Raw genomic sequence first — 14,987 nt, 5'->3', positions numbered from 1 at the left:
CCGCCTTTTACAAAACGCCTCGGAGCTGGGCTTTTGGCTCGAAGTTGTTGGAGAGGTCATAGAGAGCTTTCGGTAGAATTCTATATATTTGTGATAAGAATTAAAATTGCTGATTATGAAGAAGTTGATATTTGCATTGTGCTGCCTGTTGCTGGCGGTTTCCGGTATGGCTCAGACTCGTCGCTACTATTGTGAAATGATAGGCCGGCAAGTAGGATTCAGTAGAGAAAAGAAAATTGTTTTTGATTTCGGCACGACACCCCCGCGTGATATATGGGGTGATGTGGAGGGTAAGCTTGAGCTTGTAGACGCAAATGGGGAGGTGATAAGATTCAAGTCTATGATTGAAGCTTTGAATTTTATGAGTGATAAGAAATGGAATTTTCTGCAGGCATATTCTTCTGGCATAAAAGAATATGAGCTTTCTCATTTTCTGCTATACAAAGATGCCAGTTCTGTTGATGATGCGAAAGAAGGACTCATGACGAAAGAGGACTGGGATAAGATTCATAATTCTGAATCTAATAGACGCAAATAGTTGTGCAGGTCGTATTTTCTTTATACCTTTGCAGCATGAAGAAACATATGCTCACATTCATTGTGCTGATGCTCATTATGAGCGCAGGTGCAACGGCCGGAAACAAGAAGAGAGAGTTCCGTGGTGCCTGGATGCAATTTGTAAACGGAATGTATCTCGGCATGTCGACCTCCCAGATACAGCAAATGCTGCTCGGGCAGCTTGATGCCCTGCAGAAGGACGGGGCCAATGCCGTCATTTTTCAGGTGAGGGGGGAATGCGACGCGCTCTACCAAAGCAGCATTGAGCCTTGGAGCCGTTATCTGACGGGCGTGCAGGGACAGCCGCCTTCTCCTTACTGGGATCCTCTGCAGTGGATGATAGAGCAGTGCCATCAGCGCGGGATGGAGCTGCATGCCTGGATAAATCCTTACCGGGCTCGCATGAAGACCCCTACGGCGCTGGCTCCTAATCATATCTTGAGCACCCATCCCGAGCGTGCTTTCGAATATGGGGGACTCTATGTGCTCAATCCCGGCCTGAAAGAGAACAGGGAGTATATTCTGAGTGTGGTAGACGATATCGTGAAGCGCTATGATATTGACGGCATGCATATTGACGACTATTTCTATCCTTACCCCGAGGCAGGCAGGCCCATACCCGACGACCGGGAGTTTCAGCTCTACAATAACGGAATCTCGAACCGCGGAGATTGGAGAAGGTATAATGTGGATACCTTCGTGAAAGAGATGGGAGAGCACATTCATGCGCTTAAGCCATGGGTAAAGTTCGGCGTTTCTCCCTTTGGAATCTACCGTAACAAGAAGAGTGATCCCTTGAACGGGTCGGAAACAAGCGGGCTTCAAAACTATGACGACTTGTATGCAGATATCCTGAAGTGGGTGAACAACGGGTGGATAGACTACTGTGTGCCCCAGATTTACTGGGAGATAGGCAATAGGGCTGCTGATTATCAAACGCTGATTTACTGGTGGAATCGCTATGCGGGGGGGCGTCCGCTCTATATAGGAGAGGATGTGGAACGCACGGCAAAGAATACAGATCCCCAGAATCCGCTGAGTCATCAGCTCCCCGCAAAGCATGCTCTGCACGAGGCTTGTAAGAATGTGAAGGGTTCTGTGTTGTGGTATGCGAAGTCGGTTACACAGAATCCGGGCAACTATGAGACATTGCTTCGCACTGACTATTGGCGTTATCCCGCATTGCAACCACTGATGCCATTTCTTGACGATAAGGCTCCCAAGAAGCCGAGGAAAGTGAAACCGGTATGGACATCTGACGGTTATGTCCTGTTCTGGACCGCACCGAAGGCTAAGAAATGGGGAGATGAGGTTCGGAAGTATGTCGTCTATCGCTTTGCCAAGGGGGAGAAAATAGATATCGACAATCCCTCGAAGATACTAAAAATCACGGCGGACACGCATCTCATACTGCCCTATGACAAAGGGAATGAGCGATATACCTATGTGGTAACTTCGCTGGATAGGGTCGGCAATGAATCGAAAGCCGCAAAGAAAAAGGTGAAGCTATAGAAACAGGGAAGCCGGAGGCCGGACATGCGCCTTCGGCTCATGGCTTAGGAATGATAGTCCTTTAGCAAATCATCCAGAAAATTATCAAGGTCTTGATCAAGGCCTTTCATGAGGTCATCACCGACAATAATCGTGTCATCATCAGCTACATATAGTTCCGCAATAGACTCCTTGTCGTCATCTTCAAGAACAAAGCTGTATGGCTTCATGATTCCCATATTATCAACGATGTCGTGCAACTTGCGAAGCTCGTCTCGGAGAATGACTGTTACTTCTTTATAGAAGTTGTCATCCTTGTTCTCTATCCATTGCTCGACCACGCAACGCGTAATTTCTTCTTCTTCGTCATTGAATGCCAGAAACTCGCCGCTGTCCTGAAACACCCTTAAATGAATGTCGGTTATGATCGAGGTCTCTTCATCGCAGGAAAACTTCTGTGCTATCTTTCGGATGGCACGGTCGATTTGGAGCAGGGTTTGTTCTGTAGCTTTCATATTGCATCGTTAAATCCAATGCAAATATAACGGAATTTATGGAGATGGCAAATATTTTTTCAACTTTTTTGTTTGTCAAGTAGAATTATATTGTTAAATTTGCAGTTAGGAAGATAAATATAAAACTAAGCAATGAAACAAACTATTTTGGTAACGGGGGGAACAGGCTTCATAGGCTCTCATACGACAGTAGAGCTCATGGAAGCGGGCTATAAGGTTGTTGTGGTAGACAATCTCTCCAACTCAAAGATAGAGGTTCTTGATGGAATCGAGAAAATAACAGGCGCGCGTCCAGCCTTTGAGAATGTGGATCTTCGCGACAAAGAGGCTGTAAGGGGAGTCTTCAAGAAATATCCCGATATAGAGGGCATCATCCATTTCGCTGCCTCAAAGGCCGTGGGAGAAAGTGTGCAAAAACCTTTGATGTACTATCGTAACAATATCGTTTCGCTTGTAAACCTGCTTGAGCTCATGCCAGAATACAAAGTAAAGGGCATTATATTCTCTTCTTCATGTACTGTGTATGGTCAGCCCAAGGCAGAGAACCTTCCTGTAACAGAGGATGCCCCCCACCAGAAGGCCACTTCGCCCTATGGGAATACCAAGGAAATTAATGAGCAAATCATCTTTGATTATATCCATAGTGGTTCCCCTATTAAAAGTATTATATTGCGCTATTTCAATCCTATCGGTGCTCATCCGTCTGCATTGATAGGCGAATTGCCCAATGGGATTCCAAACAATCTGATTCCTTATGTAACTCAAACCGCTATCGGCATTCGCAAGGAACTTACCATCTTTGGTAATGACCATGATACTCCCGACGGGACTTGCATCCGAGATTATATATATGTGGTAGATCTTGCCAAGGCTCATGTTGCGGCTATGACCCGTGTCTTGGATAAAGAGACTGAACCAATAGAATATTTTAATATTGGTACGGGGAGGGGAAATTCAACGCTTGAGATAGTAGAAACTTTCGAGAAAGCCACAGGTGTTAAGCTTAATTGGAAATACGGGCCCCGCAGAGAAGGGGATATTGAGAAAATCTGGGGCGATTGCACCAAAGCCAATAACATACTTGGATGGAAAGCTGAAACCCCGCTTGCCGATGTGCTGGCAAGCGCATGGAAATGGCAACTCAAGCTACGGGAAGACGGGGTGATGTGAGGCTCTGCCAAGAGAATTTCTACAAGAAATTAAATGGGCTGATGCATTCAATGCATCAGCCCATTTAATAATATTTGCCTCTAAACGCCAGATTAGAAAGGAAGGTCGTCAGCACTTCCTTCGGCAGCAGGTTGCTGTGGTGGGAATGGATCCGTAGCAGGAGCGGCATCGCTGATAACGCTCGTCTGCGCAGCTGGCTGCGCACCTGCGACACCGATGCTGGCAGGGTCAACCAAGCGGACATCATAAGCGCGAATGCTATTAAACCAGCGTCCCTGATACTCATGGGCATCGATGTCGAATGACACCATGACCTCCTGTCCAACTTGTATGTTAAAACGAGCTAAGCGATCGCTTCCGAACACATCAAAAACCATCTTCTTGGGATAGGCATCATGTGTCTCGAGAACGAAACTCTGAGCCTTCCACTCTTGTCCCGAACGAGCAGAAATACCTCCTCGTTCTGGCATTGCGGCAATAATCTTACCTTGTAAATCCATAGTCGAAATATCTAATTATTATATAGTTCCTATTTGCAGACTCCGTCTTTCAGATTGCGAAATTAATAAAATAGTTCTAAAATACGAAACTTTTCTGCTTATTTTTTTGCTTTACCGAATGCTTTTTTGTATTTTTGTAGCTAATAAATGAAAAGTAACTAAAAATATAAATACTCATGAGATTTACCCTTTCAAGTACTGCATTGAGCAGTCGCTTACAAACTCTATCGAGAGTTATCAGCAGCAAGAATGCACTTCCAATCCTGGATTGCTTTCTTTTTGAAGTACGCAACAGCCAGCTCTCCATCACTGCTTCTGACAGCGAGAATGTAATGCAGACAACTCTTCCGCTTGACGAGTGTGATGGCAACGGGAGTTTCGCCGTACCTAATCGTACAATCCTTGATGCAGTGAAAGAATTAGCTGAACAGCCACTTGTGTTCGATGTGGATACAAACAACCTCACTATCAAGGTGGTTTATCAGAATGGACTTTATAATTTTACGGCGCAGAACGCAGCGGAATATCCTCGCTTTCAATCGATTCCAGATGGAGCCACGGTTGTTACCATTGGCTCGTCCGTACTTAATGACAATATCAATCGCTCTATCTTTGCGACTGCTCAGGATGAGCTCCGTCCCGTAATGAACGGAATCTATTTCGATCTCACGGCAGATTCTTTGGCAATAGTAGCAAGCGATGGACATAAGCTCGTCCGCAATAAGAACTTCACCATCAAGAGTGATGCACCGGCATCATTCATCCTTCCCAAGAAACCCGCACAGCTCTTGAAGAGTGTCTTGACGAAGGATGGGGGGGATGTTGTCATCAAGTTTGATGATCGTAACGCGGAGATTCATTTTGCGGGCGGCACTTTGAGTTGCAGGCTTATTGAGGGGAAATATCCTAATTACAATTCTGTGATTCCGCAAAACAATCCTAATCAGGTAACGATAGATCGCAAGGCTCTCCTGGGTGCCCTTCGTCGCGTATTGCCGTTTGCAAGTGAAAGCAGTCAGCTCATTCGCTTCCACCTCGAAATTGGTAAACTGGAGCTTTCTTCAGAAGACATAGACTTCGCAACAAGCGCAAAGGAAAGCATTACCTGTGATTATACCGGCCAGCCTATGAGTATAGGGTTTAAAGGCAGTTCACTCACAGAGATATTGACAAACCTTGAGAGCGAGGAAGTTATTATACAATTAGCAGACCCCTCTCGGGCAGGTATTATCCTTCCTTCAGTACAACCAGAGAACGAGGATGTGCTCATGCTCATCATGCCAATGCTGCTGAACGATTAAAATCAGAAGCTCAAATATGAAATTAAATCTCAAAAAGCCCCTCATCGTCTTCGACTTGGAGACGACGGGGCTTGATATCGTTAATGACCGCATCATTCAGTTGTCATATATAAAGGTATATCCGGATGGCAAGGAAGAGCGTGAGAGCCTCTTCATGAATCCGGAGAAACCGATTCCCGCAATGGTCTCTGACCTTACGGGAATTACAGACGAAATGGTCAAGAATGCCCCAACATTCAAGGAGCGTTCTTCATATTTGAATGAGAAATTCAAAGGTTGCGACTTCGCTGGTTATAATTCCAACCATTTTGATATTCCCGTGTTGGCAGAAGAGTTTTTCAGGGCTGGTATCGACTTTGACTTCTCCAAGTGTCGTCTCATTGATGCGCAGACCATTTTCCACAAAATGGAGCGCCGAAATCTTGCAGCTGCCTATAAGTTCTACTGTGGTCGGAAGATGGAAGAAGATTTTGAAGCACATCGTGCAGATCAGGACACCGAAGCGACCTATCGCGTTCTCCAGGGCGAATTGGATAAGTATAATCCAGCGACGGCAGAGGAACCGGATCGTGCCCTTCCCAACGACATGGATGTCTTGGCAGAGTTTTCGAAACTCAACGATAATGTAGATTTTGCCGGAAGAATAGTCTGGCAGGACATGAAAGGAAAGGATGGTAATGTGCTTTTGGATAGTGGGGGTAAGCCTCGCAGGCAGGAAGTATTCAATTTCGGCAAATATAAAGGTTGGGTAGTAAGTGATGTCTTGCATCGCGATCCCGGATACTATAGTTGGATGTTGGCTTCAGAATTCACGGCAGATACCAAGCAGGTGCTTACTCGCATCCGTCTTCGTGAATTCAATAAGAAATCGAATTAGTTTGTTATCGGTATTGGCAGGCAATATATTGATGGATACTATAAGAAGAATCATTTTCAGTATGCTGTATTTCCTCTTGGGCTTTGCAACGGTTTGTGAAGCTCAGGAGCTCAATGCCAGAATTACAATCAATCACTCTCAGGTGCAGGGAACTGACGAGAGTGTCTTTGAAAAACTCAAACAAACCCTTGAGTCGTTCGTCAACGAGCGGCAGTGGACCAACCTTCAGTTCCAGAAGAAAGAGCGTATCAACTGTAACTTTAACATTACGATAACGAAATATGATGCTTCCTCGAATCTCTTCACATGCAAGGCGCTGATTCAGGCGAATCGTCCCGTGTATAATTCTGCATACACCTCTACGCTATATAACAATCAGGATAATGATTTCAATTTCGAGTTTGGACAGTTTGACCAGATGAATTTTAATGAGGAGAATATAGATAACCAGCTTACCGCACTCTTTGCATATTATGCTTATTTGATTATTGGCCTTGACTTGGATAGTTTCTCTCCTTTGGGAGGTGAGGATATGCTGCAACGATGTATGAATCTTTCCAATAATGCACAGAGTCTTAATTTTACAGGATGGAAATCGTTTGATAGTGATAGGAATCGTTATGCAATCATCAGCGATTACCTTGATGCTGCAATGCGGCCTTTCCGTCAATTGCAATACGATTATTACCGTATGGGACTTGACGAGATGGCTAACAATGCAGAACGGGGCAGGACAAATATCTCCGCAGCCTTGGAACTTCTCAAGAAGGCTCATGAAGCTCGTCCAATGAGTATGCTTCCACAGATTTGGACAGATTATAAGCGAGATGAACTTGCTAATATCTATAAGGGGAAAGGTACTCAAAAGGAAAAAGAGGCTGTATACGACATCCTCTTTACTATTAACGCTAGTCAGAATACTGCTTGGAATAAGATAAAGGAATAGCTATGCTTCGACAACTATACATTCGAAACTTTACGCTTATCGATGAGTTGGATGTTACTTTCAATACTGGTTTTTCGGTAATTACAGGTGAAACCGGGGCAGGAAAGAGCATAATTCTGGGGGCCGTTGGCCTTTTGTTGGGTAGTCGTGCAGATGCCAAGCAGATAAAGACAGGTGCTGATAAATGTATCATCGAAGCTCATTTTGACCTTTCACAATACGACTTGCAATCTTTGTTCGATGAGAATGACATCGACTATGACGCTCACGACTGTATTATTCGCCGGGAAGTAAGTTCTAACGGAAAGAGTCGCGCCTTTGTGAATGACACACCTGTAGGCCTCAATATCTTGAAGGAACTGGGAGGGCATCTGGTTGATATTCATTCCCAGCACCAGAATCTTTTACTTCAAAAGGAAGATTTTCAGTTAGGCGTGCTTGATGTCATAGCAGCTGACGGAAACCTGAAAGACGAATATCAGTCGTCGTTCAAGGCATATAAAAAGGCGGAGAAACAGCTTCAGCAACTTCACGAGAAGATAGAAAGCACTAAAGAGAATGAGGATTTTCTTCGTTTTCAAGTAAATGAGATAGAACAGGCTCATCTTGAAGAGGGTATGCAAGAAGCGTTAGAGCAAGAAAGTGAGACAATAGCGCATGCTGAGGAAATCAAGTCTGGGCTTTATCTTGTCGATAATCTTTTGAATGGGGACGAAACTGGGATAGTTCAACAACTCAAGCAGGCTTCGCAGTCTCTTCATTCTATAGAAAAGGTGTACCCTAAAGTCAAAGGACTTTGCGACCGCATCAATTCTTCCTATATAGAATTGAAAGATATTTCCGAAGAAATTAGTGGTGGTATAGATGATATAGACTTTGATCCGGCTAAACAAGAGGAGATAAACGACAAGCTTGACACCTTGTATTCGCTTCAACAGAAATTCCATGCCAGTACCGTGAGAGGACTTTTGGATACCCTTGAGGACTTTAGGCAACAGTTACATGATATTGAATATGGCGAAGAAGAGCTGGCAGTACTTGAAAAGGAAAGAGACCGTCTCATGACTTATGCCGAGAGTTTGGCGACCAAGCTTACCATGTCAAGGAGGCATGCTGCCGGGCAGGTGGAACGCGAAATGCAGAATCGTCTCATTCCGTTAGGTATGCCTAATATCCGGTTCAAGGTTGAGCTCTTAGAGAAATCTCTTGCAGAAGATGGTGCCGACAAGGTTCAGTTTCTTTTCAGCGCCAACAAAAGTACGGCCTTGCAACCCGTTGCTCAGATTGCTTCTGGCGGTGAGATTTCTCGTGTAATGTTGTCTTTGAAGGCAATGATTAGTAATGCCGTGAAGTTGCCCACGATTATCTTTGATGAGATTGATACAGGCGTAAGTGGCCGGGTGGCAGAGCAAATGGCACAGATCATGTATGAAATGGGAGAAACCGGGCGGCAGGTTATCAGTATCACCCATCTTCCCCAGATTGCAGCTATGGGTACCACGCACTATCGTGTCAGCAAGCAGGAGACGCAGCAGGGGACGACAAGTCATATGGTGTCCCTCTCGCAGAAAGAGCGCATTATGGAAATTGCCCAGATGTTAAGCGGCAACGATATATCGGATGCCGCAATTGAGAATGCAAAATCATTATTGAAAATTAGTATATGAAAAGAGTTTTTTACATAGTAGTTGCACTCATATTATCACTTAACTGTAGTGCACAGATAGAGCGTGCGGCTCGTTCGGTATTCACTCTTACGACATTTAATAAAGACGGATCCATCCTCGCTTCTTCACATGGAGTTTTTGTAGGAACTGACGGTGAAGCTATTGCGACATGGACTCCTTTTGTAGGAGCTGACCATGCAACCGTTGTCGATGCTGGTGGCAACGAAATGCAAGTGATGTCTATTATTGGTGCCAACGAAATTTATGATGTTTGCAAGTTCCGCGTCAAGGGTAGCACTAAGGCTGCCCCCCTTGCTAAGATTCCTTCGGCAAGAGGCGAGAAAGTATGGGTTATGGGGTATTCATTGCGAAAACCTCAGATTGACCAGCGGAATGTGCAGAGTACCGAGAAATTCATGGATAAATATACTTATTATATTTTTTCTTCCACGGCTCCCGAAAATAGTGCGTCATGTCCCTTCGTCAACTCCAAAGGCGAAGTGATAGGATTGTTACAGCACAGTAAGTCTGGTGATCAAGTCTTTGCAACCGATGCCAATTATATCAACGATTTTTATGTTAAGAATGGTCTTGTCATCAATGAGCCTGTGCTCCGTCAGACGAGCATTCCAGTAGAGTTCCCTGCGAATCAGGATCAGGCCGCTGTAATGTTGGCTTTGGCGCAAAACCAGAACGATTCAGTAAAGTATCTCAAGTATATTGATGCCTATATACAACATTTCCCAGCGGCAATTGAAGGCTATACGGCAAAGGCAGAAAACCAGTTCCGGGCAAATGATTTTGTAGGAGCCGCATCTACAATGGAGACCGCATTGAGTAAGGCCAGCAAGAAAGACGAGGCTCATTCGGCCTATGCGAAGATCATCTATCAGAAAGAACTCTTCAAAAGAGATCGGCCTTTTGCGGCATGGAGCCTGGATAAAGCCTTGGATGAAGCAGAATCCGCCTATAAGCTTAATCCCCTTCCTTTCTATCAGCATCAGCAGGCACAGATTATTTTCTCGCAACAAGACTACCAGAGGGCTTATGACCTGTTCATGGGACTGACGAAGACCAATCTGCGTAACGGCGAGCTCTTTTATGAGGCTGCTCAATGTAAAACGCAGATGAAGGCGCCTCATACAGAGGTAATGGCGCTCCTTGACAGTGCCATCGCCGCTTCGCCGCAGCCATTGAATGCTGTCGGGGCTCCTTATGTCCTGGCTCGAGGCACCGAATACTTCAATGCAGGGGAGTTCCGTAAAGCCGTAACCGACTTTAATCAATATGATTCTTTGATGCAGGGGCGTCCTATCAGTAGTGAGTTTTACTATACCCGTGAGAAAGCAGAAATGCGGATCCGCCAGTATCAGCAGGCTTTGAACGATATCAATCGGGCTATTTTGCTCACTCGTGATAGTCCTACGCTCTGGGCCGAGAAGGCTTCACTTCACTTGCGCTTCAACCAATTGGAAGACGCAATCAAAAGTGCTACGGTCTGCACACAATTGGAACCGGATTATGCCGATGGATATATTTTGCTGGGAGTAGCCCAGATGGAAAAGAAGAACAAGCGCGAGGGTGAGAAGGCTTTGCTAAAAGCAAAGGAACTCGGCGATCCGCGTGCGGACGAATATTTGAAGAAATACAAGTAAAAATTTGGTATTATCACGCAAATTGTTTACTTTTGCACACGATTTTGCTGGTTCCGTAGCTCAGTTGGATTAGAGCAACAGCCTTCTAAGCTGTGGGTCTTGGGTTCGAATCCCAACGGAATCACAAATGTCGCGAACTGGGGATGTTGGAAACAGCATCCCCAGTTTCGTTTTATGTAGATATCGGGGATAACGGGAGACGCTTCTGATGGGAGCCACAGTCATGGAAAGAACTCATATAATTGCCCCTTATATTATGTCGGCAGTCTCGGTTGTGTAATACCAATTATCTTTCAAATGTGTATACTGTCCGATTTGCTGTTTACTAAGCTTCCTCAACCTGGTATCCGTAAATCTATACAAGCGATAAGTCCTATAGGGCCATTTGCTAATTCCCATGGTTATGTTTCCCGTGGAGTCCATTTGGATGGAAACATAATCATAGAGATACCTATGATAGAATGCAAGGCATTTCGCAATCCGATTTCGTTCATCCTTCGTCAAGACGACTTCCGTCGTGTCTGATTTGATAAAGTTGGAAATAGAGTCGACTCTATTTGTGGTATCATTCCATAGTACCTGATAGGGATGTGGATGGCCTTTTAATAAGACCATTTCCCCTTCTCCCCGAGGCGATACCAATATCTCTTTGAAGGGGCTGTAGTCAAGGCGTTTGATTCCCTGAAAGAATTCCATGAACTCGGAGTGGTCATTACCGGAGCACCCTGTTAGGATTATGGCGGATAGGACAGCAAATAGAAGTTGTTTCATCATGATGCTTAATAATAAAATTTACGCTTAATTGTTTTTCCGTCATCCTTAATTATGGAATATTCTATGAGCCGGTTTTCTCTGTCGAGTCTGGAATCAACGGCATAGTTCGAAGAGGGAAACTTCTTCTCGTAAAGCAGCCGTCTTCCCTGAGTCGTAATTTTAACCACTGGTGATTCGGGAATTTTCCCCATGTGTCCTGTCAGTAGATACACATTAGCGGTCGGACTCCAAAATAAGGAGGGTGCTGTTTCCATAAGAGCAGGGAGGCCGGCCATTGGGGCGTGTTTCGTCAAATCATACTCAACATGCGTAACGATGGAATCTTCCTTGTATCCACCCACAGCGACAATGTCTGTGAGCAAGTCTTCTTTCCAAATGAACTTATAGCGATAGGTGTCTGTCCATGAGGATATGGCTTCTATTAAACGGTTATGGTCATCATATCTGAAATCGTAATCTGTAAAGCGATTTGACTTGTTGTGCCATATTAGTCCGTGGCGTAGGATGCGCAAAGCGAAGGTCGTATCAATCCCTTGCCTATGTGTGAGTATATCGTCTATGGCAAACAGCGTGTCTGCAGACTTCTTTACATATAGGGGCTCATCGTTTATCATGTAGGGTATACCGTCTGAATCAAGATAGTAGCTGACCGTATCTTTTGCCGTGCCGGTGCTGTCAGTGTATTCGCTCACCATGGTCAAGCAGCGCGAGAGGATTTGCCCGTTGCATTCCACTTGGTTCTTCCATCGGCTGCACCCAGTCAACAGGAGGGTAAATAACAACAAACTTAGAAGAGGAACCTTCATAGTAGGTTGGAAAAAATCGCTCATATCATGCCGGATGATAGTAGCCTTGGCCGTTTCAAAAAGTTTTTCAATTTCCTTCATCTTGCATTCTGTGTTCAGAATCATAACAAGTGGATAGGGCTACATGGCTTCCTTCCTTTTGCAAAAATAAGTAATAATTCCGGCTTCTCAACTATTTAGCTGTAATTTTTTATGTTGAAATAATCTGTAAATCCCAGGGTTCATCAGGAGCTTAACCAGTTTAACGAATTATTCATACCGTTTTTTGTCTCTTTACCGGGGAAAAATCGTATCTTTGCATTATATAATTCATACTAATACAAGACAATAAATTATGAAAAGACTTTTCTTAAGCTTGCTGTTTTTCGGGACAATGCTCGCCATGAATGCACAAATTGAAAGGCCCAGACTCGTTGTGGGGCTTGTTGTTGACCAGATGCGTTGGGACTATCTGTATTATTATTACGATCAATTTGGCGAAGGTGGCTTGAGGCGTCTTGTCAAAGAGGGCTTTAGTTGTGAAAATACGATGATTAATTATGTGCCGACGGTTACGGCCATTGGCCATTCAAGTGTATATACGGGCTCCGTGCCAGCCCTCACAGGTATTGCCGGGAATGATTTCTTCATCGGCGGCAAGCAGGTGTATTGCTGTCAGGATGATGATGTGCAGAGCGTAGGCTCCAATGGAAAGGCGGGCAGGATGTCGCCGAGGAATCTGCTGGCTTCCGGTATTGGCGATGTGCTTAAGATAGCCACTGATTATAAGGCCAAGGTGATAGGGGTTGCCTTGAAAGATCGCGCGGCGATTCTTCCCGCCGGACATGGTGCAGATGCCGCCTACTGGTGGGATACTGAAGCCGGCCATTATGTTTCCAGTACCTATTATATGAAAGAACTCCCCAAATGGGCACAGAGGTTCAATAAGGAGAATCAGCAGACTCCCGGGAAGGATGTGAAGACAAGCAACGAAGGCATCAGTCTGACTTTCAATATGGCGAAAGCCGCTCTTGAAAACGAACGGATGGGCCAGGATGAAATCACCGACATGCTTGCTGTGAGCATATCTTCCACCGATGCCATCGGACATACATACGGCACGAGAGGCAAGGAGAACTATGAAGCCTATATGGAGCTTGATAGGGATCTCGCGGATTTTTTCAGATTTCTCGACCAGAAAGTAGGGAAAGACAACTATCTTTTCTTCCTCACGGCAGACCATGGGGCCATCCACAACTATAACTTGATGCGTCGGCACCATATCAAGGCAGATGCCTATGCGGCATGGGATGAGGTAAAGATATTCAATGAGCAGTATAGTGCAAAGCACGGGTTCAAGCCATTGCTTGCCGCTAACGCCGACCGCATCTATATAGACCGGATTGCCATCCAGAATGCAAATGCAGACTATGACAAGATAAAGCAGGAAGCCATGGACTTTTTCAGTAAGAATGAAAAGGTTTACCAGGTGGTAGACTATGAGAATGTGCTGAATACGACCTTGCCTCAGTTGATTCGTGAGCGTATCGTGAACGGCTATAACCCGGAGCGCAGCGGCGACTTCTATGTCATAACAAAGCCGGGAACCGTGGATGCTACTCCTGATCCAAACTATATCGGAACGGGACATAGTGTGTGGAATCCCTATGACAGTCATATTCCGCTTGTTTTCATGGGATGGCACATCGCCAAGGGGCAGACCTCGGTGCCGACGCGCATCGTAGATATTGCGCCCACAGTCTGTGAGCTGTTGCATATTCAGATGCCCAGTGCGTGTGTGGGCGATGCCATCAACGAGGTGATTCATCCTGCACGGAGATAGCATCTTCGGGGATGCCAAAAGAAAAGGCGGGTTCCAATTGGAACTCGCCTTTATGATATCTTTCAGAGAGAGGTCAGGCTTCTGCCGGAGCTTCTGTGGCTTCCTCTGCGGGAGCCTCCGTAGGCTCTTCTGCGGGAGCAGCCTCTGCCTCTGCCTTTGCGGCAGCTTCAGCAGCCTTTTTGTCGGCCACCTTTTTGGCAATGGCCTCGTTGACTTTCTTCTCTGCCTCTAATTTCAGTTCTTCGGCCTTTTTCTTGTCATTAGCCTGATTCGTAACGAGAGTGTTCACTTTCTGTTCCTTTCCAGACTTCCAAGTCTCAAACTTCTGCTGGAGAGCAGCCTCGTCGAAAGCTCCTTTCTTCACGCCACCTTTCAGGTGTTTCATCAAGTAGACGCCTTCGCCCTTGAGGATATTACGCACGGTATCTGTTGGCTGTGCCCCAACCTCAACCCAATAGAGTGCACGGTCGAAATTCAAATCTACGGTTGAAGGATTGGTGTTTGGATTATAATTACCAATCTTCTCAATAAATTTACCATCTCGTGGTGCTCTTGAGTCGGCGATCACAATTCTGTAAACTGCGTATCCTTTGTGGCCGCCGCGTTGCAATCTGATTTTTGTTGCCATTTCTAATAATTTTTTTAATTAGGTTTGAATTTTATGCGCTTAACTCGTAAACGCGGATGCAAAGGTAACTAAAATTTCAGGATTGAAGAAATAAAAAGGAGAAAAAGTGTTGTTAGCATGAGGAAAATCAGCATTTTCCGGTTCTTTTGCTTCCGAAAGGAGCCCTTTCTTATTTCTTTTTGTCGTATTCTGTATTGTTACAAGCTGTGTGTAATCGCATTACACGCCGCTTGTAACACGATTACACACGGCTTGTAATCCTGTAGCAGGCTGCCCG

The 14,987-nt window shown here is 45.2% G+C and carries 14 protein-coding genes and 1 tRNA gene; 10 read left to right on the top strand and 5 right to left on the bottom strand.

Annotation, left to right across the window (positions count from 1 at the left end; genetic code table 11):
- Positions 1 to 115: 115 nt before the first annotated feature.
- Both BM114_RS03565 and BM114_RS03560 read left to right on the top strand, forming a co-directional pair.
- A complete protein-coding gene (locus BM114_RS03565) occupies positions 116 to 538 on the top strand; it encodes a hypothetical protein (RefSeq protein WP_092110483.1) in 423 nt (140 codons plus the stop codon).
- 35 nt (positions 539 to 573) lie between these two features.
- The gene (locus BM114_RS03560) at positions 574 to 2,070 is read left to right on the top strand and encodes a glycoside hydrolase family 10-like protein (RefSeq protein ID WP_092110481.1); all 1,497 of its coding nucleotides are present in this window, start codon (positions 574 to 576) and stop codon (positions 2,068 to 2,070) included.
- 44 nt (positions 2,071 to 2,114) lie between these two features.
- Here BM114_RS03560 and BM114_RS03555 read toward each other — a convergent pair whose 3' ends face one another.
- Positions 2,115 to 2,564 carry a hypothetical protein gene (locus BM114_RS03555; RefSeq protein WP_092110479.1) on the bottom strand — a complete coding sequence of 150 codons (450 nt, stop codon included), beginning with the start codon at positions 2,562 to 2,564 and terminating at the stop codon, positions 2,115 to 2,117.
- A gap of 132 nt (positions 2,565 to 2,696) precedes the next feature.
- Here BM114_RS03555 and galE point away from each other — a divergent pair, with 132 nt between their 5' ends.
- Positions 2,697 to 3,734, top strand: a complete 1,038-nt coding sequence (gene galE, locus BM114_RS03550; protein WP_092110477.1) for a UDP-glucose 4-epimerase GalE — start codon at positions 2,697 to 2,699, stop codon at positions 3,732 to 3,734.
- Positions 3,735 to 3,826: 92 nt separating this feature from the next.
- Here the strand turns inward: galE and BM114_RS03545 are convergent, their stop codons facing one another.
- Positions 3,827 to 4,234, bottom strand: a complete 408-nt coding sequence (locus tag BM114_RS03545) for a DUF3127 domain-containing protein (protein WP_092110475.1) — start codon at positions 4,232 to 4,234, stop codon at positions 3,827 to 3,829.
- A gap of 176 nt (positions 4,235 to 4,410) precedes the next feature.
- On the opposite strand from BM114_RS03545, the gene dnaN reads away from it, so the two are divergent.
- From dnaN to BM114_RS03515, 6 genes are all read left to right on the top strand, one after another.
- Positions 4,411 to 5,535 (top strand): DNA polymerase III subunit beta, encoded by a 1,125-nt coding sequence (dnaN, locus tag BM114_RS03540; RefSeq protein ID WP_092110473.1) that lies wholly within the window; start codon positions 4,411 to 4,413, stop codon positions 5,533 to 5,535.
- Between the two features lie 16 nt (positions 5,536 to 5,551).
- Positions 5,552 to 6,412 (top strand): 3'-5' exonuclease, encoded by an 861-nt coding sequence (locus BM114_RS03535; protein WP_092110471.1) that lies wholly within the window; start codon positions 5,552 to 5,554, stop codon positions 6,410 to 6,412.
- A gap of 61 nt (positions 6,413 to 6,473) precedes the next feature.
- Positions 6,474 to 7,358 carry a type IX secretion system protein PorD gene (locus BM114_RS03530; protein WP_092110469.1) on the top strand — a complete coding sequence of 295 codons (885 nt, stop codon included), beginning with the start codon at positions 6,474 to 6,476 and terminating at the stop codon, positions 7,356 to 7,358.
- 2 nt (positions 7,359 to 7,360) lie between these two features.
- Positions 7,361 to 9,025, top strand: a complete 1,665-nt coding sequence (gene recN, locus BM114_RS03525) for a DNA repair protein RecN (protein ID WP_092110467.1) — start codon at positions 7,361 to 7,363, stop codon at positions 9,023 to 9,025.
- On the top strand, positions 9,022 to 10,680 hold the full coding sequence (locus BM114_RS03520) for a tetratricopeptide repeat-containing S1 family peptidase (RefSeq protein ID WP_092110465.1): 1,659 nt from the start codon (positions 9,022 to 9,024) through the stop codon (positions 10,678 to 10,680). The genes recN and BM114_RS03520 overlap by 4 nt, the downstream gene beginning before the upstream one ends.
- 49 nt (positions 10,681 to 10,729) lie before the next feature.
- A tRNA-Arg gene (locus tag BM114_RS03515) sits at positions 10,730 to 10,804 on the top strand.
- 125 nt (positions 10,805 to 10,929) lie between these two features.
- Here the strand turns inward: BM114_RS03515 and BM114_RS03510 are convergent.
- Positions 10,930 to 11,454, bottom strand: a complete 525-nt coding sequence (locus BM114_RS03510; RefSeq protein WP_092110463.1) for a hypothetical protein — start codon at positions 11,452 to 11,454, stop codon at positions 10,930 to 10,932.
- A gap of 5 nt (positions 11,455 to 11,459) precedes the next feature.
- The gene (locus BM114_RS03505) at positions 11,460 to 12,365 is read right to left on the bottom strand and encodes a hypothetical protein (RefSeq protein WP_092110461.1); all 906 of its coding nucleotides are present in this window, start codon (positions 12,363 to 12,365) and stop codon (positions 11,460 to 11,462) included.
- Positions 12,366 to 12,594: 229 nt separating this feature from the next.
- On the opposite strand from BM114_RS03505, the gene BM114_RS03500 reads away from it, so the two are divergent.
- The gene (locus BM114_RS03500; RefSeq protein ID WP_092110458.1) at positions 12,595 to 14,082 is read left to right on the top strand and encodes an alkaline phosphatase family protein; all 1,488 of its coding nucleotides are present in this window, start codon (positions 12,595 to 12,597) and stop codon (positions 14,080 to 14,082) included.
- Positions 14,083 to 14,155: 73 nt separating this feature from the next.
- Here the strand turns inward: BM114_RS03500 and BM114_RS03495 are convergent, their stop codons facing one another.
- Positions 14,156 to 14,710: a 30S ribosomal protein S16 gene (locus tag BM114_RS03495; protein ID WP_092110456.1), complete on the bottom strand. Its 555-nt coding sequence runs from the start codon at positions 14,708 to 14,710 to the stop codon at positions 14,156 to 14,158.
- Between the last annotated feature and the right edge of the window lie 277 nt (positions 14,711 to 14,987).

Source organism: Prevotella sp. KH2C16 (assembly GCF_900113305.1).
GTDB lineage: Bacteria > Bacteroidota > Bacteroidia > Bacteroidales > Bacteroidaceae > Prevotella.
Note: the sequence above shows the minus strand (reverse complement) of the source record. Positions and strands in the feature narration are given on the sequence as shown.

Coding starts and splice junctions, on each gene's coding strand:
- BM114_RS03565 (WP_092110483.1), top strand. CDS start 116: ATGAAGAAGTTGATATTTGCATTGTGCTGCCTGTTGCTGGCGGTTTCC.
- BM114_RS03560 (WP_092110481.1), top strand. CDS start 574: ATGAAGAAACATATGCTCACATTCATTGTGCTGATGCTCATTATGAGC.
- BM114_RS03555 (WP_092110479.1), bottom strand. CDS start 2,564: ATGAAAGCTACAGAACAAACCCTGCTCCAAATCGACCGTGCCATCCGA.
- galE (WP_092110477.1), top strand. CDS start 2,697: ATGAAACAAACTATTTTGGTAACGGGGGGAACAGGCTTCATAGGCTCT.
- BM114_RS03545 (WP_092110475.1), bottom strand. CDS start 4,234: ATGGATTTACAAGGTAAGATTATTGCCGCAATGCCAGAACGAGGAGGT.
- dnaN (WP_092110473.1), top strand. CDS start 4,411: ATGAGATTTACCCTTTCAAGTACTGCATTGAGCAGTCGCTTACAAACT.
- BM114_RS03535 (WP_092110471.1), top strand. CDS start 5,552: ATGAAATTAAATCTCAAAAAGCCCCTCATCGTCTTCGACTTGGAGACG.
- BM114_RS03530 (WP_092110469.1), top strand. CDS start 6,474: ATGCTGTATTTCCTCTTGGGCTTTGCAACGGTTTGTGAAGCTCAGGAG.
- recN (WP_092110467.1), top strand. CDS start 7,361: ATGCTTCGACAACTATACATTCGAAACTTTACGCTTATCGATGAGTTG.
- BM114_RS03520 (WP_092110465.1), top strand. CDS start 9,022: ATGAAAAGAGTTTTTTACATAGTAGTTGCACTCATATTATCACTTAAC.
- BM114_RS03510 (WP_092110463.1), bottom strand. CDS start 11,454: ATGATGAAACAACTTCTATTTGCTGTCCTATCCGCCATAATCCTAACA.
- BM114_RS03505 (WP_092110461.1), bottom strand. CDS start 12,365: ATGATTCTGAACACAGAATGCAAGATGAAGGAAATTGAAAAACTTTTT.
- BM114_RS03500 (WP_092110458.1), top strand. CDS start 12,595: ATGAAAAGACTTTTCTTAAGCTTGCTGTTTTTCGGGACAATGCTCGCC.
- BM114_RS03495 (WP_092110456.1), bottom strand. CDS start 14,710: ATGGCAACAAAAATCAGATTGCAACGCGGCGGCCACAAAGGATACGCA.